The sequence below is a fragment of the Pusillimonas sp. SM2304 genome (genome assembly GCF_031628915.1).
In the GTDB taxonomy this organism is placed as follows: domain Bacteria; phylum Pseudomonadota; class Gammaproteobacteria; order Burkholderiales; family Burkholderiaceae_B; genus Pusillimonas_C.
This window is the reverse complement of sequence record NZ_JAVLUJ010000001.1, coordinates 1469856-1487352: the sequence shown is the minus strand read 5'-3', so window position 1 is coordinate 1487352 and position 17497 is coordinate 1469856. Positions and strand designations below refer to the sequence as shown.

The window sequence follows — 17497 nt, the reverse complement described above, 5'->3', positions numbered from 1 at the left end:
CACTAAAAAAGCAAAAAGCTCCATGCCAAAGACATGGAGCGAGTGTAGCGAGCTATAGGGTTTTAAATGATCCGTGTTTTCCCGATGAAAAGTAATAGGGATTGTCAGAATCGTTTTACACTTTCCTTACTGCACCGAGCCGATCATATATTCCACGGCGGCGCGCAAGGTCGCATCGTCGGCCGATGACGCCCCCCGCGGCGGCATGGCGCCCTTACCCTTGATGGCCACCTCGAGGATCGAGTCCATCCCTTTCTCGATCAGCGGCGCCCAGGCCGTCTTGTCGCCCAGCTTGGGGGCATTCGCGACACCCGTGCTGTGGCAGGCCACACAAGCCGTCTTGTACAGCTTCTCGCCATCGGGGTGGGTCGACGCCACCTTCTTGGCTGCCGGCTTGGCAGGCGCGGCGGCGGCTTGCTTGGCCGGGGCCGCCGCGGCGGCCGCCTGTTTGGGCGCCGGTGTCAAAGCCGACTTGGCCGTCGCCAGTTTCTTGGCCCGCGCTTCCAGCATGGCGGCGGTTTCCTTGGTGATGGGACCGGTGGCTTTGATTTGCTTCATCAAATCATCGTTCCACTTGCCCTCGACCACAAAGTGGCCGGCCGCGCCCAGCTCGAAGGCCTCGATCAGGTTGTGATTGACATAGGCATACACACCGGGCTGCTTGAAGGTATACAAGGCCGCGCCCGCCGAACCGCCGCGTATGAACCAGGTTTCCAGGTTCTTTTCAGGCGCGTTGGCGAACTTGCCTGTTTCCCAGACCCAGTCGCCGTGCCCGCCGATCAGGTGGGGACGCGTGTCGCGGTTGGCCTGCGAATGGATCATCAAGACGGTTTCGCCCACATTGGCCTTCATGGCGCCTTCGCCGGTCAGGGCGCCGACCTTGCCGTTGAAGACCACGTGCGTGGGGATCAGCTTGCGCATGGCTTCAACCGTGTCGGCGTAGCTGTCGGCCAGTGACGCGTAGTCTTTGTACGTGCCGTCTTCGTTCTTGGGAATGTACAGGTCGAACTCGCCGATGGTGTAGGCGCGGTCGTACTTCAGTTCATTGCCCTCCGGGTCTTTCAGGCCGTCGCGCGGCAACACCATCAAGGTGCCGCTCATGCCCGACACCACGTGCCAGGGCACCATGCCCTCGGGCGCGCAGTGATACACGAAGACGCCGCTGCGGTCGGCCTTGAAGCGCATGGTCGCCTGTTCGCCGGGGGCCACATCGGTCAGCTTGGCGCCACCCAGCGCGCCGGTGGCGGCGTGGAAGTCCACGTTGTGCGGCATGGCATTGCTGGCCGGATTGACCAGCGTGATTTCCACGTAGTCGCCTTCATGCACCACCATGGTCGGGCCCGGCATGGAACCGTCAAAGGTCATGGCCTGCAGCGTGGTTCCTTTGTCGTCGATGACGATTTTCTTTTCCTCTATCGTCATCGTGAATTCGAGCACTTTGGGACCCGTGGTGGCTTTTTGCTCGTGTGCATGCACCATGGGCGGGGCAACCAGATCCACTTTGACGCGGTCCAGCTTATCGGCCAAGTCTGCGGCCCAGGCAGGCGCGCCCACCATCAAGGCGGTCATCATCGCGGCAATCAAGGTCGGACGGAACGCTTTCATTTTGCAACTCCCTTCTAGTCAGTGACTTCATTAATGTCCACAGCTCCATTTGACCTTCCGGAAGGGGTTCCTTCTTTGTTGCAGCGCAAACTCGCGCGTAGATAAATAGGGGTTTATGCGTAGATACAACGTAAGCCGCATCTTGCCATCCTGAAACTGTTGCGAAGAATCAAGGATGTAGACAAATGCCTGCCACACGCCGATGGTAGAATCGAAAGATTGCCAACCGCAGAGGTTTCCAATGCCTTCACAGCTTAGCCGGTCGTTGATCAAGAACCTTGATCTATTCAAAGCCTTGCCCGACGCCGACCTGGACGCGGCCCTGCAAAATGCCCAAGTCTGCCGCCTGGCCGACGGCGATGCCGCTTTCCACCAAGGTGAAGAAGCCACGCGATTTTTCGTCCTGCTGCACGGCCACCTTAAAGTGGTGCAAGTCACCCCCGACGGCGAACAAGTCGTGGTGCGCTACGTCAACCCCGGCGATGTGTTCGGCATTGCGCGCGCCATGCGGCGCAGCCACTACCCCGCCTCGACCGTGGCCGTACAGGAAAGCATTGCCCTGGCCTGGCCATCGTCCGAATGGGATCAGTTCGTATCGGGCAACCCGCACTTTGCCTCCAATGCCCTGCAGACCGTGGGACAGCGCCTGCAGGACGCCCACTCGCGCATCCGTGAACTGTCGACTGAAGAGGTCGAACAGCGTGTTGCCCGGGCCATCTTGCGTCTGGCCGACGAGTCAGGCGAAAAGACCGACGAAGGCATACTGATCAATTTCCCCATTACCCGGCAAGACATCGCCGAAATGACCGGCACGACACTGCACACGGTCAGCCGCCTGCTCAGCGCCTGGAAAGAGCGCGGCCTAGTCAGCAGCGGCCGCAAGCGCATCGTGGTGTCCGACCTGAACGAACTGATCCGCCTGGCCGAAGGGGCGCACCCCGCCGCCAAAGCCTCTGAAAAGCAGGCGGGTTAAGCCCCTTTTCCTCCATGCCGGGGCAGGCATGGCCGCGCCCGGCAAGTCTGCCCCATCACTCCCCCCGGTTTAGCCGATACCCAGCTTCTGCCGCAGGCTCGGCTCGGCCACGCCTGCGCTATCGTCGCGCACCAGCCGGAAACCCAGGTTGCTGGGCGGGATGCCCACCGAGCAGGCCCCGCCCTTGGGGTCCCGGATGAAGTCGGTAATCACACTGCGGTGCGGGCCGGCCACGACGCGCAGGCCGCAGTTCCGCCCTGCCGCCGTATCGCCGTCTTCGGCGATATCCAGGTTTGTGCGGCTATGGCAGGTATCGGTCCAGTCCCACACATTGCCCACCATATCTTGCACGCCCGCCTCATTCTGGCCGAAACTGCCAAAAGGACGGGGGACGGCGTCCACCACCGTGCGGCGCTGCGTTTCCAGTTTGTATTCCGCCAGCCAGCGCTGGGCCGGATCGGCCGGATCGAAGGCCTGCAGCACCACGTCTTCCTGGTAGTCCGGCCCGGCGGCATGCACCCATTCGGCAAATGTCGGCAGGCGGTAGTGATGCCCTGTTTTCCGGGACAGCCACGTGGCATAGTCGGTGGCATCGCGCCAACTGACGCCCACCACCGGCATGTCGGGCGCCACCGCGCCGCGCTGATCCTTGCCCAGCTGCTTGCAGGCTTTGTCCCGCACACACTCGGCGTATTCGGCCTGGCTGACCTGGCGCTTCATGATGAGCAACGCGCGGTCGAATCGCACCCGTGTTTCCGGGGGATTGGCCGGGTAGCCGCCTTTCAGGTATTCGCCGGGCGGGTAGTAATGCAGCTCGCCCGGCTGAATGGACGCCAGTCCGCTTGTCCCGGCCTGCTCAGTCGCGGCCTTATCGATCAGGGCCTGGTCGCCGCCCCGACTGCACCCGCCTGCCAGGGCAGCCATCATGGCAAGTAGAACGATCCTGGAAACGAATCTGGCGGGGAAACGCATGGGGCTAACCTTTCAGTGCTTGCCGGAGACCCGGCGCTACACCTCTATTGAACGCGCCTTCCCCCACCCCGTCTTTGCGGCAGCGCAAAGAGCAATGCACCCAATACAACAAAGCCGCCTTCTTTATGGGCGGCTTTGCAAACCACGGCTGCGGCCCGACGCAACTCAGGCAGCCTGGCTATTGCAGGCCCTGCAGCGTATTCACCCAGAACTGCTGGCGCTGCGCCAGCGTCGAAACCAGAATGTGCTCGTACAGGGTGTGGGCGCCATCGCCATCGGCGCCCAGCCCGTCCAGCGTGGGCAGGCCCAGCGCGGCGGTAAAGTTGGCATCGCTGGCGCCGCCGGTCATGGGGGCTTCGTTCAAGGCCAGGCCTGCCGCGGCGGCATACGCCTGACAGCGTTGGAGCAAGTCCGCGGTGCCCTCGGTACGCGGCATGGGCGGCCGGTTCAGCTCGAAATTGACATCCAGGGCCACATCGGGAACGCGTGCGCGCAGCCCTTCCACTTTGGCACGCAGTTCGTCGGCGGCCTGGGGGTCGGGCAGGCGGAAATCGGCACGTATCTCGCAATGCTCGGGCACCACGTTGACGGTGGTGCCGCCGCTGATTACCCCCACGTTCACGGTCACGCCGCGCTCATAGTCCGTCATGGCCTGCAGGGCCAACACCTGATGCGCAATCTCTTCGATGGCATTGCGGCCTTTCTGATGCTGCATGCCGGCGTGCGCCGGGCGGCCATGGGCTTTCACCGTCACAAAACCGGTGCCCTTGCGCGCGGTCACGCAGCGCCCTTCTTCGGCCCGCGCCGGCTCGCATACCAGGGCATAGCGCGACTTGCGGGCAAAATCCTCGATGTGGGCGCGTGAGCGGTGGCTGCCGGTTTCCTCGTCGGGCAGAATCACCAAATCCACCGGCAAGGGCGTGCCGCCCTGCTCCTGCGCCCGCGCCAGGCCTATCAGGGCCAGGCAGATACCGGCCTTCATGTCGTAGATGCCCGGGCCATACAGCTTGTCGCCCTCGCGGCGCAAGGCATTCTTTTCCAAGGTGCCAATGGGGTGCACGGTGTCGTAGTGGCCCAGCACCAGGATGCCGGGGCGCTCGTCGCCCGCCTGGCGGTTATGGATATGCACCAGCGGCGCACCCTCGGAGCCCATGGAACTGGTTTGCGCATTCAGCTTCAGGGCGCGCGCATCGTCCACAATCAGTTGCGCCATGCCCTGCAGGGCCCCCTGGCTGTATGAGGGCGACTCAAAGCGAACCCAGCGTTCAATCAAGTCAAGTAAGGGTGCCGTATCGATGTCAGGGCGGGTCATAAGCTTCCGTTCTTAGTGATAATGTCGTTGTCGCCGGCCTGCAGCAGGTGGCATGCGGCCTGATGGCCCGATCCGATCGTCCGAAGCTCGGGCGCCTGCTGGCGGCAGATATCCATGGCATGCGGGCAGCGCGGATGAAAAGTACAGCCGGGCGGCGGCGCCAGCGGCGACGGGATCTCCCCCTTGATGGGGATGAACTTGCGCTGCCGGCGCTTGACGTCGGGCATTTCCGCCAGCAAGGCCTGCGTATAGGGGTGGGCCGCCTGCGCATAGACTTCGCGGGTCGGGGCGATTTCCACCACTTTGCCCAGATACATGATAGCCACCCGGTCGGAAATATGCCGGACCACGCCCAAGTCGTGGCTGATGAACAAATAAGTAAAGCCGTGCCGGTCGCGCAGGTCCATGAACAGATTGATGACCTGGGCCTGAATCGATACGTCCAGCGCCGCGACGGGTTCGTCGCACACCAGGAAGCGCGGCTGCACCATCAGCGCCCGGGCGATCCCGATACGCTGGCGCTGCCCTCCGGAAATCTGGTGCGGCAGGCGATTGCGGTACTCGGGGTCCAGCCCCACCTCCAGCAAAGCCTGGTCGACACGCTCTGCGATCTCGCGCCGGGGCGCCAGCTTGTGCACGTGCAGTGCTTCGGCCAGGATCTGATGCAGACGCTGCTTGGGATTCAGCGAAGCCTGCGGGTCCTGAAAAATCATCTGCACGCCCAGCGTGTAGTCCAGCTTGTCCTGGCCTTGCAGCGCGGACGCATCGCGGCCATTGAACAGCACCTGGCCCTGGCTGGGCCTGATCAGGCCGGCCAAGATGCGGCCCAGCGTCGATTTGCCGCAGCCCGACTCACCCACCAGGCCCAGCACCTCGCCCTTGCGGATGTCCAGGCCCACGCCGTTCACCGCATGCACGGTGGGATTGTCGATATGCCGGCCGGCCAGCCTGAACAGGCGCTGGGCCAGGTCGGGTTTCTTGCAGAACTGCTTGTGCAGGTCCTGCAGCTGTATGACGGGTGCGTCGCTCATGCCTGCACCTCCAGGGGGTAATGACAGCGATAGCGGCGTTCGCCCCTTGCGGTGACCTCGGGCGCCTGTTGCGCACAGAGATCGCCGCGCCGTGGGCAGCGCGGCCGGAAAGGACAGCCGGTTTCGCGGCTGGTCAGGGTGGGCGCCATCCCTTCAATCTGCGCCAGGCGCGCGCCCGGCGCGGCAGCGCCCGGCATGGACTCCATCAAGCCCTTGGTATAAGGGTGCACCGGGTTGGCCAGCACGTGCTCCACGCTGCCGTACTCCACAATGCGGCCGGCATACATCACCGCCACCTGATCGGCCAGCTCGGCCACGACGCCCAGGTCGTGGGTGATCCAGATCATGGCCGTGTTCTGCTCGCGGCACAGTTTCTGCATTTCGAACAGAATCTGCGCCTGTATGGTCACGTCCAGCGCGGTCGTGGGCTCGTCGGCAATAATCAGCTCGGGCTTGTTCAGCATGGCGATCGCAATCGCCACGCGCTGGCGCATGCCGCCCGAGAACTCATGGGGATAATTGTCCAGCCGGCTGGCAGGCGACGGGATGCCCACCTGGCCCAGCGCCTCGGTACAGCGCGCGCGGATCTCGTCGCGCGATACGCGGGGATAGTGGGTATAAATGGCCTCGGCCATCTGCTCGCCCACCTTCAGCACCGGGTTCAAGGTCATCAGCGGGTCCTGGAAGATCATCGCAATGCGGTCGCCGCGCAGCGCCCGCATTTGTTCTTCGCGCAGGCCGCGCAACTCCTTGCCGTTAAAGCGCACCGAGCCGGACACCACTTCGCCGGGCGGGTCGATCAGGCCCAGCAGCGAGAAGCCGGTCACCGACTTGCCGGAGCCCGATTCGCCCACCAGGCCCAGGATTTCACCGCGCTTGACGGTCAGGTCCACGCCATCCACGGCCAGCCAGGCGCCGGCCTCGGTATGAAAGGCCGTTTGCAGGCCTTGCACGTCCAGTAAAACAGGAGAGGTACTCATCAGCGTCGAGGGTCCAGGCTTTCGCGCAGGCGGTCGCCTGCGATATTGATGGAAAGAATCAGCAGCAACAGCGCAATCCCCGGGAAGATACTGATCCAGTAATCGCCCGACAGCAGATACTCGAAGCCGCTGGCGATCAGCAGGCCCAGCGAGGGCTCCGTCACCGGCACGCCGACGCCCAGGAACGACAGCGTGGCTTCCAGCGTGATCGCCGTGGCGATCTGGATCGTGGCAAACACCATCACCGGCCCGATGCAGTTGGGCATCAGGTGCACCAGCATCACGCGCCAGGCCGGAAAGCCCAGATTCTGCGCCGCTTCGATATATTCCTTGCGCCGTTCCTGCAGGGCCCGGCCGCGCATGATGCGGGCATAGTGCGCCCACTGCACCACCACCAGGGCGATAATCACCTTGTCGATGCCCCGGCCCAGCACGGCCAGCAGCACCAGCGCCACCAGCATGGTGGGGAAGCCCAGGATGAAGTCCACGGCGCGCATCACGACGGTGTCTATCCAGCCGCCGCGATACGCTGCCAGCAGGCCCAGCGTGACGCCGATGGCCACCGAAATCAGGACCGCGCCCAGTCCCACGAACAGGCTGATGCGCAGCCCATACAGAATGGCGCTGAGCATGTCGCGCCCCTGCGCGTCGGTGCCCAGCCAGTAAGTAATGGTTTCGTCGAAATTGGCGGATCCCGGCGGCAGGCGCCCGTCCAGCAGATCCAGGGCCAACAGGTCATAAGGGTTCTGCGGCGCAAAGAACGGCGCCACGATCACACAGAAAATCAGCAGGCCCAGCGCCATCAACGAGCGCTTGGCCGACGGTTTGGCGCGCAGCTTGCGCAGTATGCCCGCGCGCTGCGGCGTCTGTTGCAAAGGCGTGACGCGCGGCACCGCGGGCTCGCCGGGCGTTTCCGCCTTGGAAGTTTCAGTCAGCATGCTAGACATATCAGGCAGTGGGCTCCAGCAGTTGGACCCTTGGGTCAAGGACGGCATACAGCATGTCCACTACCAGGTTGATGATCACGAACAGCAAGGTCACCAGCATCACGTAAGCCACAATGACGGGGCGGTCCAGCTGGTACACGCTATCGATCAGCAGCTTGCCCATGCCGGGCCAGGAAAACACCGTTTCGGTAATGGTGGAATAGGCGATCAGGGTGCCGAACTCCATGCCGATGACCGTCACGACGGGGATCAGGATGTTGCGCAGGATATGGCGGCGCACGATACGCCCCGGCTTGATGCCCTTGGCGCGCGCGAAGCGGACATAGTCCTGGCTTTGCGCCTCGCTCACGCCCGAAGCGGTCATGCGCAGCACCAAAGCGATGTTGGCAATGGCCAGGTTGACGGCGGGCAAGGCAATGTGGCGCCAGCCCTCGGCGCTGAAAATGCTTAGCGGAACACCCAGCGCCTCAATGGTAGGACCGCGGCCGGATGCCGGCAGCCAGCCCAGCCAGACCGCAAAGAGCAGGATGAACACCATGCCTTGCCAGAAGTTGGGCACGGAAAAACCGAAGATGGAGCCGGCCATAATGCCCCGCCCCAGCCAGCGGTCCCGGTACAGGCCCGCCACCAGGCCCAGCGAGATGCCCAGCACACAGGTCAGCGTGATGGCCACGAAGACCAGCTCGAGCGTGGCGGGAAAGCGCTGCAGGATCAGTTGTACGGCGGGAACGCCGTGCACAAATGAATTCCCCAGGTCGCCGTGCAGCGCGCGCCACAGGAAAATGCCGTATTGCTGCCACAGCGGCAGATCCAGGCCCAGCCGGGCGATCAGCGCGTCGCGCTCGGCCTGGGCGACATCGGGACTGACAAGGAGCTCGATGGGATCCCCAATGGCATACACGGCACAGAACACCACCACCGAGACCGCCAGCAGGACCAACAGGCTTTGCAACAGCCTGCGTACGATAAACAGAGCCAATTCTTACTCCTTCGTCAGCCTTGCCGTGCCTTATTGCGCCGGGGTTGCGCCGGTGGCCATGGTGCGCTGGTCGGCGCGGCCTTCGTAGGCAATGCCTTTGCGATAGGCCCACAGCCCGCTTTCGAAGTGCAGCGGAATATTGGGCATATCGGCCAATGCCATCTTCACGGCCTGCTGCAGCAGCTCGCTGCGCTTGCCGTCATCCAGCGTGCGCATGGCTTCCAGGTAGACCTTGTCCAGCTCGGGGTTGGAATAGCGGCCGTAGTTGCTGCTGCCCACGCCCAGCTCTTTGTTGAACGTGGTGGTCCAGTACTGCAGGAAGTTGCCGGCTTCGCCGGTTTCCGAACCCCAGCCACCCAGCGAAGCGCTCATTTCCCGCTTGGCGCGCTTGGGGAAGTACACCGAGCGCGTCATGGTGTCGACGTTCGTCTTGATGCCGATGCGGCTCAGGTATTGCGCCACGGCCTGCGTCAGTTGGGCGTCGTTGATGTAACGGTCATTGGTGGCCGACAGCGTCAGTTCGAAGCCGTCGGGGTAGCCGGCTTCCGTCAGCAGCTCCTTGGCCTTCTTGGGGTTGTATTCCAGCGCGGGGGCGCCTTCGATGGAACCGAACATGCCTTGCGGAATGAACTGGTTGGCGGGCTCGGCCACGCCGTCCATGATGCGCGCCACAATGGTCTTGCGGTCAATGGCCAGGGACATGGCCTGGCGCACCTTGGCGTTCTGCAACGGATTGTCGCCCTTGGGGGACTTGACCAGCGGACTTTGTTCGCGGCCCGCATCCAGTTGGAAGAACATCACGCGCACCGACGGCTTCACGGTGTGTCCGAACCCGCTTTCCGTGATGCGCTTCAGGTCGCGCGCGGCCGGATTTTCGATCAGGTCGAAATCGCCCGCCAGCAAGCCCGTCAAACGGGGACCGGCGCTGGGCACGGCCGTCATGCGCACTTCGGACCACGCCGGCGCCTTGCCCCAGTATTTTTCATTGCGTTCCAGCACAATGCCGCTGCCCTTGACATAGGATTTCAGCGTGTAAGGGCCGGTACCCACCACCGCGGCGCCGCTGTTGAAATCATTGACCGTGGGCCAGGGCGACGTCACGCCGCAGCCTTCCTGCGGCGCGTACGTCAGCGCGTCGTGCTTGACGATGCCGCTCCAGATCATGGGAATGCGGGCCAGCTCGTTGGGCAGCACGGGATGCGGCACAGCCGTCTTCAGCAACACGGTGCGCTCGTCCGGCGTCTCGATGCTGACGATGCGGCGCACTGCATTGGTGGCGCCGCCGCCGATGCCGGTTTCATTGTTCAGCACCCGGCAAAAACTGAAAACCACGTCCTGGGCGGTAAAAGGCTCGCCGTTGGAAAACTGCGCTTTTTCGTCCAGCTTGAACGTCCAGGTGTTTTCGTCGGTAGCTTCCCAGGATTTGGCCAGCGCGGGTTCCAGCTTCATGTCGGGGCTCATGGCCACCAGCGGCTGGAAAATGTGATAGACCAGCGCCTCGTTGGGCGTCGTCTGGTGATAGTGCGGGTCGACCGCCGTCGGCTCCGACGCCAGACCGATCTTGAGCGTCTGCGCCTGGGCGATGCCGGCAAAGGCACAGGCCACTACGACAGCGATTTTTTTAATCGTGGGATATACCGTCGACATACGTGATTTCCTTAGGGTTGTCTCTGGAAAGAAAAACGGGAACCGCGCAACGCCTGTCCGGCGGGAGCGGCAACGCAGCAAAAGAGGCACATTCTAGACGTCGCTTTCTTTCTATACAATTTCAATAAATCGAGAACTCTTTGCTTATATTAGTAAGCTATACTAGGGTTTACCCCGTGCAACATTTTTGCAACAAAACAATATCCTTCTAAATAACAATCACTTACCATGAAAAGCTTAGCGATTAGGTATTTTTACGAGGTCGCCCTAAAAGGGAGCTTAAGCGCCGCATCCGAGTCTTTACATGTTGCGGTTTCTGCTATAAGCCGGCAAATTTCCACGCTGGAACAAGACGTCGGCAGCCCGCTGTTCCTGCGCAGCGCGCGCGGCATGGTGCTGACCGAAGCCGGCGACATCCTGCTGCGGCATGTGCGCCGCTCCATGCTGGAAACCGATACGGTGCTGGAATCGATCGCCGCCCTGCGCGACGCCGGGCTCAGCCCCTTGCGCATCGCCTGCACGCAAGGTCTGGCCAATGAATTCGTCCCCAGCACGCTGGCGCATTTTGGGCGGCTGTTTCCCGATATCCGCTTCCGCATCTGGGTGGACAGCGCCGAGCAGGCCACCCAACGGGTAGAGTCCGGCGAAGCCGATATCGCCCTGACCTTCAGTACCACGCCCACCACGCCGGCCAGCCCCGTGAAAGTGCTGTATGCACGCGGCGCCCCCGCCCTGGCGGTCATGTCCCAGGACCACCCCTTGGCGCGCCATCGGCGCCTGGACATCCGCGACCTGGCCGACTACCCCATCGCCCTGACGGGCGAGCAGTCGTCGACCTTCAAGCTCTATCAGTTAGCATCGAATATGGTGGGAACGTGGGTGGAGCCCAAGGTATACAGCAATTACGCCGAGGCCTTGCATGCCTATGTGCGCGACAGCCAGGCCATTCTGTTTGCCAGCTATATATCGATTTTCCAGCGCCTGAAGGCCAACCGGCTGGTCGCCATCCCGCTGCTCAATCCGGAAATGCACGCACGCACCGTTCAGGTGCAAGTCATGCAGGGGCGTATGCTGCCCGACGTGATCGAGCAGTTCCTGAGCTTTTCGATCAGGCGATTGAATGAAACTGTGCTGGAGGCGCCGGTTTAGCCCGGCGCCTCAAGGCCGGCCAGCTATTGCTGGCTTGCGGCCGGGTCCTCAATTAAGCGACGCCCGCCTGGTGCGCCTGCTCGTCGGCATGATAGGACGAGCGCACCATCGCGCCCACGGCGGCGTGGGTAAAGCCCATGGCATAGGCTTCGCGCTCGAGCATCTTGAAGACATCGGGATGGGCATAGCGCAACACCGGCAAGTGGTGTTCGGACGGCTGCAGATACTGGCCTATGGTCAGCATATCGACATTGTGCGCCCGCATGTCGCGCATGACATCCAGGATTTCCTCGTCGGTTTCACCCAGGCCCAGCATTAAGCCGGACTTGGTGGGCACAGTGGGATGCAGCGCCTTGAAGTCGGCCAGCAGCTTGAGCGAGTGGTGATAGTCGGAACCGGGCCGGGCCTGCTTGTACAAGCGGGGCACGGTTTCCAGGTTGTGGTTCATGACATCGGGCGGGCCTTCGTTCAAGATGCCCAGGGCCCGGTCGAGCCGGCCGCGGAAGTCGGGCACCAGCACCTCGATGCGCGTGCTGGGCGACAGCTCGCGCACCTGGCGGATGCACTCCACAAAGTGGGCGGCCCCCCCATCGCGCAAATCATCCCGGTCGACCGAGGTAATCACCACATACGACAACTTCATGGCGGCAATGCTGCGCGCCAGGTTGACGGGCTCGTTGACGTCCAGCGGATCGGGCCGGCCGTGGCCCACATCACAGAAGGGGCAGCGGCGCGTGCACTTGTCGCCCATGATCATGAAGGTGGCCGTGCCCTTGCCGAAGCATTCGCCGATATTCGGGCACGAGGCCTCTTCGCACACGGTGTGCAGCTTGTGCTCGCGCAGTATCTTCTTGATATCGTAAAATCGCGAACCGGGCGCGGCGGCCTTGACGCGTATCCACTCAGGCTTTTTCAGGCGCTCGGCCTGGACCACCTTGATGGGAATGCGCGAGGTCTTGTCGCCCGACTTCTGCTTTTGCGTGGGGTCGTAAGGGGCGGGACGCACGGTAGGTTTACGGACGGCAGACTGATCAACAGGTGTAGTCATACAATTTCCTGCGCACAGACCACGGCTGCGCGCTAAAAATGGCGGCGTGCTTCACACCCCCATTATTGAAAAAACGTCGGCGGGCGGCCAGCATGCCGTCCATCAGGCGTAAACAGGTACAAAAAGGCATTTTAACGCGCCGCCCCCCGCCTCGCCTAATCGCCCTGTGGCCGGATCAGGTTTTACTGGGCCGCATCAACGGCCCTTCCAGACCGGATGCCTTTTCTGGGTAAAGGCATCTATGCCTTCGGCCACGTCCTCGGCCATCATATTCTGCGCCATGACCTGGCCCGCGTAGTCATAGGCATCGCCCAGGCTCATGACGCGCTGGCGCTGGAACATGCCCTTGCCGGTGCGCACCGCCACCGGGCTCTTGGCGCAGATAGTCTGCACCAGGGCATCGACCTGCGCATCGAGCTGGTCCAGCGGCACGGCGTGATTGATCAGGCCTTGCGCCGCCGCGTCGTCGGCACTGATGAACTGCCCCGTCATCAACATTTCAAACGCCTTTTTGGCCGAGACATTGCGGGTCAGCGCCACGGCCGGCGTCGAGCAGAACAGCCCCACGTTGATGCCTGAAACGGCAAATTTGGCGGTATCGGCCGCTATGGCCAGGTCGCAGCTGGCCACCAGCTGGCAGCCCGCCGCCGTGGCCATGCCATGCACCTTGGCAATGACCGGCACCGGCAGATTGACGATGCTTTGCATGACGCGGCCGCACTGCGCAAACAACTGTTCGTAGTAGCGCTGATCCGGATTGGCGCGCATTTGCTTCAGGTCGTGTCCCGCGCAAAATGCGCGGCCATTGGCGGCCAGGACCACGCAGCGGACGCTGTCATCTTGCGCAATGGCAGCCAGACTGTCTTGCAAGGCCGCCAGCAAGGCTTCCGACAAGGCATTGAACTGATCGGGCCGATTCAGCGTCAGCGTGACCACACCATCGGCCGTATCCGTCAATAACACATTATTTTCCGTTGCCATGCCTTGTCTCCGTCTTGATGTTCTAGGGATGAATGGCCGCCAGGGCCGGCGGCGAAGTCGGGATGCGGTCCCGCTGGGCGCTGAATGCGGCATTCAGGCGACATGCCAGCAGTTCGCCCGTTTCAGCAACAGTAGCCCGTATGCCGCAAGCCTGCAAATCCACCGTCTGCAGGCCCTCGTAGCCGCAGGGGTTGATGCCCAGGAAGGGGGCCAGGTCCATATCCACGTTCAGCGCCAGGCCATGGTAGGCGCAACCGTTGCGTATCTTGATGCCCAGCGCGGCGATCTTGGCCAACCCGTCGTCGCCCGGCCGGGGCGCCAGGCGGTAGGGGGGCAGCAGATTGGAGACGGGCACATACACGCCCGGCGCGCCCGCCTTGCGGCAAGCGCCTGTTACGCCGAGTTCGCCCAATACCTGTATGACCACGTCTTCCAGCAAGGCTACGTATTCTTTCACAAACAGTTTCAGGCGGCGCAGGTCGATCAGGCAGTACGCCATCACCTGGCCGGGGCCGTGGTAGGTGACTTGCCCGCCGCGATCGCACTGCACGACCTCGATATTGCCGCTATGCAATATGTGTTCGGGCTTGCCGGCCTGCCCCAGGGTATAGACCGGCAGGTGTTCCGCGAGCCAGATCTCGTCGGGCGTCTCGGGCGTGCGCGCTTCGGTGAAGTCGCGCATGGCCTGCCACACCGGCAGGTACGCTGCCGGCCCCGGAAGCCAGGTGCAGTTCGCCATGGCTATAACACGACGGAAACCATGTGGTGGCCGTGCAAGGCGCGGTACAGGTTGTCGAGCTGCTCGCGCGAGGTGGCGCGCACCGTGAAGGTCAGCCCGATGTACTTGCCGCTGCGGCTGGGCCGCATCTCGACCGTGGCCGGATCGAAATCCGGGTCGAACTGGCGCACCAGATCAGTCAGCGTCTGGGCAAAATCCGGGTGCGCCTTGCCCATCACCTTGATGGGAAAGTCGCTGGGATACTCGATAAGAGACTGTTCGGGTGGAATCGCTTGCATCATCACACTTCACTTCGCGCCCGGAGCGGCCAGGCGCCCTGGGCACACATAGATAAGTTACAGCGCGGCAATGGCCTGGTCGTAGCCTTCGCGCAGGCGGGCGTACACGGGGCCGGGCTTGCCCGTTCCCACCGGCTTGCCGTCATAGGTGGTGACGGGCAGCAGTTCTTTGGTTGCCGACGAGAGCATCAGCTCGTCGGCCTGCTCGACTTCCTGCTGCGAAATGGGGCGGGCATTGAAGGGTATGCCCGCCGCGTCGGCCAGCTCTTCAAGCAGGCCATAACGTATGCCTTCCAGAATCAGGTTGCTGCGCGGCGGCGCCAGCAGGACGCCGTCCTTGACCACCCAGATATTGGCGGCCGAGCCTTCCGACAGATAGCCGTCGCGAAACTGCAGCACATCGTCCACCCCGGCGTCGACCGCATGCTGCTTGGCCAGCACATTGCCCAGCAAGGACACGGACTTGATTTCGCAACGCAGCCAGCGGATATCGGGTATGCCCACCGCCGTCAGCCCCCGCTCGCGCGCGTCGGCGCCGGGCCGCGCAAACGGCGATACCATGCAAAATACCGTGGCCGGCGTATTGGCCGGAAAAGCGTGATCGCGCTTGGCGACGCCGCGCGTCACCTGTATGTACACCATGCAATCGCCCAGGCCCGACCGCTTCAGCAGGTCGAGCACCAGGGCTTCCCAGTCGCCGCGCGTCAGGTCCACCTTGATGTCGATGGCCGCCAGGCTGCGCTCCAGGCGCGCCAGGTGGCCGTCCATGCGAAAGGGCTTGCCGTTATAAGCGGGCACCACATCGTAAATGCCATCGCCGAAGATAAAACCGCGATCCAGCACGGATATCTTGGCGTCGCCCAGGCGCACGTATTCGCCGTTCAGGTAAACAATACTGTCGTTATCGACATTGGGAATCATGTTCTGCACCTTACTGAAATAACAAACGGATTTTGTCGTACATCCGGCCGAAAAAACCCGCCTCGGGCACATCGGCCAGCACGTACAGGGGGTCTTCGCGCAGCACCCGGCCGTCCAGCGACAGCGACACCGTGCCCACCTTCGCGCCCGCCTTCAGCGGCGCGATCAATGGTTGCGTGTACTGGGCCACTGGCTTGATTTCGGGGCCCTTGCCGCGCGGCACCGTGACCCAGGTAGGCGTGTTGGAACCCAGGCCGACGTTCTCGGCCTCGCCTTCCCACACCCGCGCCATCACGGCCGGCTTGTCGTTATCGTACAGCTTGATGGTGTCGAAATTCTGGAAGCTCCAGTTCAACAGTTTCAGGCTGTTTTCCGTGCGGGCCGAATCGCTGGCGGCGCCCACGATCACCGACACCACGCGGCGGCCGTCGCGCAGCGCCGTGGTGACCAGGCAATAACCCGCCGACTGCGTATGGCCGGTTTTCAGGCCATCGACCGTCGGGTCCGTCCAGAGCAGGCGATTGCGGTTGTTCTGCTTGATGTTGTTATAAGTGAACTCTTTCTGGCTGTAGTAATGCAGGTACTGCGGGAACCGCGTCACCAGATTCTTGGCCAGCGTACCCAGGTCGCGCACCGTGGTCAGGTGCCGGGGCCCGGGCAGGCCGGTGGAATTTTCAAAATAGGTATCGCGCAGCCCTTGCCGGGCGGCCTCTTCGTTCATGAGCGCGGCAAACGCGTCTTCGCTGCCCGCCACGGCTTCGGCCAGCGCCACCGTGGCGTCATTGCCCGACTGCACGATCACGCCCTTGAGCAGATCGTCGACCGACACCTGGCTGTTCACCTTGATGAACATGCGCGAGCCCTCGGTTTTCCAGGCCTTTTCAGAAACGACGACCATCTGGTCCAGCGCCAGGCGCTTGTGCTCGATGGCATCGAACACCACATAGGCCGCCATCAGCTTGGTCAGCGAAGCGGGCTCTATTTGCTCGTCCAGGTTCTGGGCGGCAATGATCTGGCCGCTGTTCACGTCCAGCGTCAGCCACGCCCGGGCGGTCAGCGCAGGCGCGGGCACCGTGGCCAGCTCGCCAACGGTGGTCACCGGGCCGGTGGCCGGGGTCGCCACGGCGGTTTGCGTACCCGCGACGGGCGCGGAAGCGTCTTGCGCCAGGGCAAAGGCAGACGCCAGCGCCAGCGTCAGGCCAGCGGCAACATGCAGAAATCGGGGGGGGCGACTACGGGAATGTTTGAATGTCATCGGGGTATCGTAAAGGAATTTGAACAGGACGTCATAGCAGCGCAAGCCGCTGTTGCAACAACTGCTTCAGCGCAATGAGCTTGCCATGGAAAAAATGACTGGCGCCGGGCACGACCACCACCGGTAAATCGCGCTCACGCGCAAAATCCATGGCTTCCGACAAGGGCACGACTTCATCGGCTTCGCCGTGCACCAGCAAGGTATCGTCAGGTATGGAGACAGCGCGAAACTTGAAGCGTTCCACAGCGGGGCCGAATAATAATAGCGCATCAGGCACGCGCTGCGACTGATCGGCCAGGGCCGAATACAATTGCGCCGCCACCGATGTGCCGAAAGAGAACCCCGCCAGCACCCACTTGCCGGCGGCGGCCTCGGGGTAGGCCTGGCCGAACTGTTCCACCAACTGCTGCATGTCGGCGGTCTCGCCCACGGCGGCATCGAACTGGCCGGCCGAATCGCCCACCCCCCTGAAATTGGGGCGCACGGCGATCAGGCCCTGCTGCACACAGGCGCGTGCAATGGTCGTCACGATCTTGTTGTCGCGCGCGCCCCCATGCAGTGGGTGCGGATGCAACACCAGGGCCCAGCCGGCAGGCGTGGACATAGGCAGGTCAAGCGCACAGTCTATGGCGCCGGCCGCGCCCTGAAATGAGATTTTCTCGGTACGGGCAAGCATAATC

17 protein-coding genes are annotated in these 17497 nt (G+C 62.9%); 2 read left to right on the top strand and 15 right to left on the bottom strand.

Annotation, left to right across the window (positions count from 1 at the left end):
* Positions 1–126: 126 nt before the first annotated feature.
* Positions 127–1605 (bottom strand): copper-containing nitrite reductase, encoded by a 1479-nt coding sequence (nirK, locus tag RE432_RS06840; protein WP_310932539.1) that lies wholly within the window; start codon positions 1603–1605, stop codon positions 127–129.
* A 241-nt stretch (positions 1606–1846) separates the two neighbouring features.
* On the opposite strand from nirK, the gene RE432_RS06835 reads away from it, so the two are divergent.
* Positions 1847–2578, top strand: a complete 732-nt coding sequence (locus tag RE432_RS06835) for a Crp/Fnr family transcriptional regulator (protein ID WP_310932538.1) — start codon at positions 1847–1849, stop codon at positions 2576–2578.
* Between the two features lie 69 nt (positions 2579–2647).
* On the opposite strand, the gene RE432_RS06830 is transcribed toward RE432_RS06835, so the two are convergent.
* The 7 genes from RE432_RS06830 to RE432_RS06800 form a co-directional block, all read right to left on the bottom strand.
* Complete coding sequence (locus RE432_RS06830; protein WP_310932537.1) at positions 2648–3550, bottom strand: SUMF1/EgtB/PvdO family nonheme iron enzyme; 903 nt, start codon at positions 3548–3550, stop codon at positions 2648–2650.
* A gap of 178 nt (positions 3551–3728) precedes the next feature.
* Positions 3729–4862 carry a M20 family metallopeptidase gene (locus RE432_RS06825; protein ID WP_310932536.1) on the bottom strand — a complete coding sequence of 378 codons (1134 nt, stop codon included), beginning with the start codon at positions 4860–4862 and terminating at the stop codon, positions 3729–3731.
* Positions 4859–5893: an ABC transporter ATP-binding protein gene (locus RE432_RS06820; RefSeq protein ID WP_310932535.1), complete on the bottom strand. Its 1035-nt coding sequence runs from the start codon at positions 5891–5893 to the stop codon at positions 4859–4861. The genes RE432_RS06825 and RE432_RS06820 overlap by 4 nt, the downstream gene beginning before the upstream one ends.
* Positions 5890–6873, bottom strand: coding sequence for an ABC transporter ATP-binding protein (locus RE432_RS06815; protein WP_310932534.1), 984 nt, complete (start codon positions 6871–6873; stop codon positions 5890–5892). Before RE432_RS06815 ends, RE432_RS06820 begins: the two co-directional genes overlap by 4 nt.
* Positions 6873–7811: an ABC transporter permease gene (locus tag RE432_RS06810; RefSeq protein WP_310932533.1), complete on the bottom strand. Its 939-nt coding sequence runs from the start codon at positions 7809–7811 to the stop codon at positions 6873–6875. Before RE432_RS06810 ends, RE432_RS06815 begins: the two co-directional genes overlap by 1 nt.
* Before the next feature lie 10 nt (positions 7812–7821).
* Complete coding sequence (locus RE432_RS06805) at positions 7822–8799, bottom strand: ABC transporter permease (protein ID WP_310932532.1); 978 nt, start codon at positions 8797–8799, stop codon at positions 7822–7824.
* Positions 8800–8829: 30 nt separating this feature from the next.
* Positions 8830–10446, bottom strand: a complete 1617-nt coding sequence (locus tag RE432_RS06800) for an ABC transporter substrate-binding protein (RefSeq protein ID WP_310932531.1) — start codon at positions 10444–10446, stop codon at positions 8830–8832.
* A 228-nt stretch (positions 10447–10674) separates the two neighbouring features.
* Here RE432_RS06800 and RE432_RS06795 point away from each other — a divergent pair, with 228 nt between their 5' ends.
* The gene (locus tag RE432_RS06795) at positions 10675–11595 is read left to right on the top strand and encodes a LysR family transcriptional regulator (protein WP_310932529.1); all 921 of its coding nucleotides are present in this window, start codon (positions 10675–10677) and stop codon (positions 11593–11595) included.
* Between the two features lie 52 nt (positions 11596–11647).
* Here the strand turns inward: RE432_RS06795 and lipA are convergent, their stop codons facing one another.
* The 7 genes from lipA to RE432_RS06760 form a co-directional block, all read right to left on the bottom strand.
* Entirely contained in the window at positions 11648–12643 is a 996-nt protein-coding gene (gene lipA / locus RE432_RS06790) for a lipoyl synthase (protein ID WP_310932528.1), read from the bottom strand.
* Positions 12644–12838: 195 nt separating this feature from the next.
* Positions 12839–13624: an enoyl-CoA hydratase gene (locus tag RE432_RS06785; RefSeq protein WP_310932527.1), complete on the bottom strand. Its 786-nt coding sequence runs from the start codon at positions 13622–13624 to the stop codon at positions 12839–12841.
* A gap of 22 nt (positions 13625–13646) precedes the next feature.
* Positions 13647–14363: a lipoyl(octanoyl) transferase LipB gene (gene lipB / locus RE432_RS06780; protein WP_310932526.1), complete on the bottom strand. Its 717-nt coding sequence runs from the start codon at positions 14361–14363 to the stop codon at positions 13647–13649.
* 2 nt (positions 14364–14365) lie between these two features.
* Positions 14366–14641: a DUF493 family protein gene (locus RE432_RS06775; protein ID WP_310933041.1), complete on the bottom strand. Its 276-nt coding sequence runs from the start codon at positions 14639–14641 to the stop codon at positions 14366–14368.
* Between the two features lie 57 nt (positions 14642–14698).
* A complete protein-coding gene (locus RE432_RS06770) occupies positions 14699–15562 on the bottom strand; it encodes a D-amino acid aminotransferase (RefSeq protein ID WP_310932525.1) in 864 nt (287 codons plus the stop codon).
* A 10-nt stretch (positions 15563–15572) separates the two neighbouring features.
* The gene (locus RE432_RS06765; protein WP_310932524.1) at positions 15573–16817 is read right to left on the bottom strand and encodes a D-alanyl-D-alanine carboxypeptidase family protein; all 1245 of its coding nucleotides are present in this window, start codon (positions 16815–16817) and stop codon (positions 15573–15575) included.
* Between the two features lie 31 nt (positions 16818–16848).
* On the bottom strand, positions 16849–17493 hold the full coding sequence (locus RE432_RS06760) for an alpha/beta hydrolase (RefSeq protein ID WP_310932523.1): 645 nt from the start codon (positions 17491–17493) through the stop codon (positions 16849–16851).
* Positions 17494–17497 lie beyond the last annotated feature (4 nt).

Bases quoted from the DNA above. Each gene is read 5' to 3' on its own strand.
- RE432_RS06825 (WP_310932536.1), bottom strand. From the start codon at position 4,862: ATGACCCGCCCTGACATCGATACGGCACCCTTACTTGACTTGATTGAA.
- RE432_RS06760 (WP_310932523.1), bottom strand. From the start codon at position 17,493: ATGCTTGCCCGTACCGAGAAAATCTCATTTCAGGGCGCGGCCGGCGCC.
- RE432_RS06795 (WP_310932529.1), top strand. From the start codon at position 10,675: ATGAAAAGCTTAGCGATTAGGTATTTTTACGAGGTCGCCCTAAAAGGG.
- RE432_RS06820 (WP_310932535.1), bottom strand. From the start codon at position 5,893: ATGAGCGACGCACCCGTCATACAGCTGCAGGACCTGCACAAGCAGTTC.
- RE432_RS06810 (WP_310932533.1), bottom strand. From the start codon at position 7,811: ATGCTGACTGAAACTTCCAAGGCGGAAACGCCCGGCGAGCCCGCGGTG.
- RE432_RS06770 (WP_310932525.1), bottom strand. From the start codon at position 15,562: ATGATTCCCAATGTCGATAACGACAGTATTGTTTACCTGAACGGCGAA.
- lipA (WP_310932528.1), bottom strand. From the start codon at position 12,643: ATGACTACACCTGTTGATCAGTCTGCCGTCCGTAAACCTACCGTGCGT.
- lipB (WP_310932526.1), bottom strand. From the start codon at position 14,363: ATGGCGAACTGCACCTGGCTTCCGGGGCCGGCAGCGTACCTGCCGGTG.
- RE432_RS06785 (WP_310932527.1), bottom strand. From the start codon at position 13,624: ATGGCAACGGAAAATAATGTGTTATTGACGGATACGGCCGATGGTGTG.
- RE432_RS06835 (WP_310932538.1), top strand. From the start codon at position 1,847: ATGCCTTCACAGCTTAGCCGGTCGTTGATCAAGAACCTTGATCTATTC.
- RE432_RS06815 (WP_310932534.1), bottom strand. From the start codon at position 6,873: ATGAGTACCTCTCCTGTTTTACTGGACGTGCAAGGCCTGCAAACGGCC.
- nirK (WP_310932539.1), bottom strand. From the start codon at position 1,605: ATGAAAGCGTTCCGTCCGACCTTGATTGCCGCGATGATGACCGCCTTG.
- RE432_RS06800 (WP_310932531.1), bottom strand. From the start codon at position 10,446: ATGTCGACGGTATATCCCACGATTAAAAAAATCGCTGTCGTAGTGGCC.
- RE432_RS06830 (WP_310932537.1), bottom strand. From the start codon at position 3,550: ATGCGTTTCCCCGCCAGATTCGTTTCCAGGATCGTTCTACTTGCCATG.
- RE432_RS06765 (WP_310932524.1), bottom strand. From the start codon at position 16,817: ATGACATTCAAACATTCCCGTAGTCGCCCCCCCCGATTTCTGCATGTT.
- RE432_RS06775 (WP_310933041.1), bottom strand. From the start codon at position 14,641: ATGCAAGCGATTCCACCCGAACAGTCTCTTATCGAGTATCCCAGCGAC.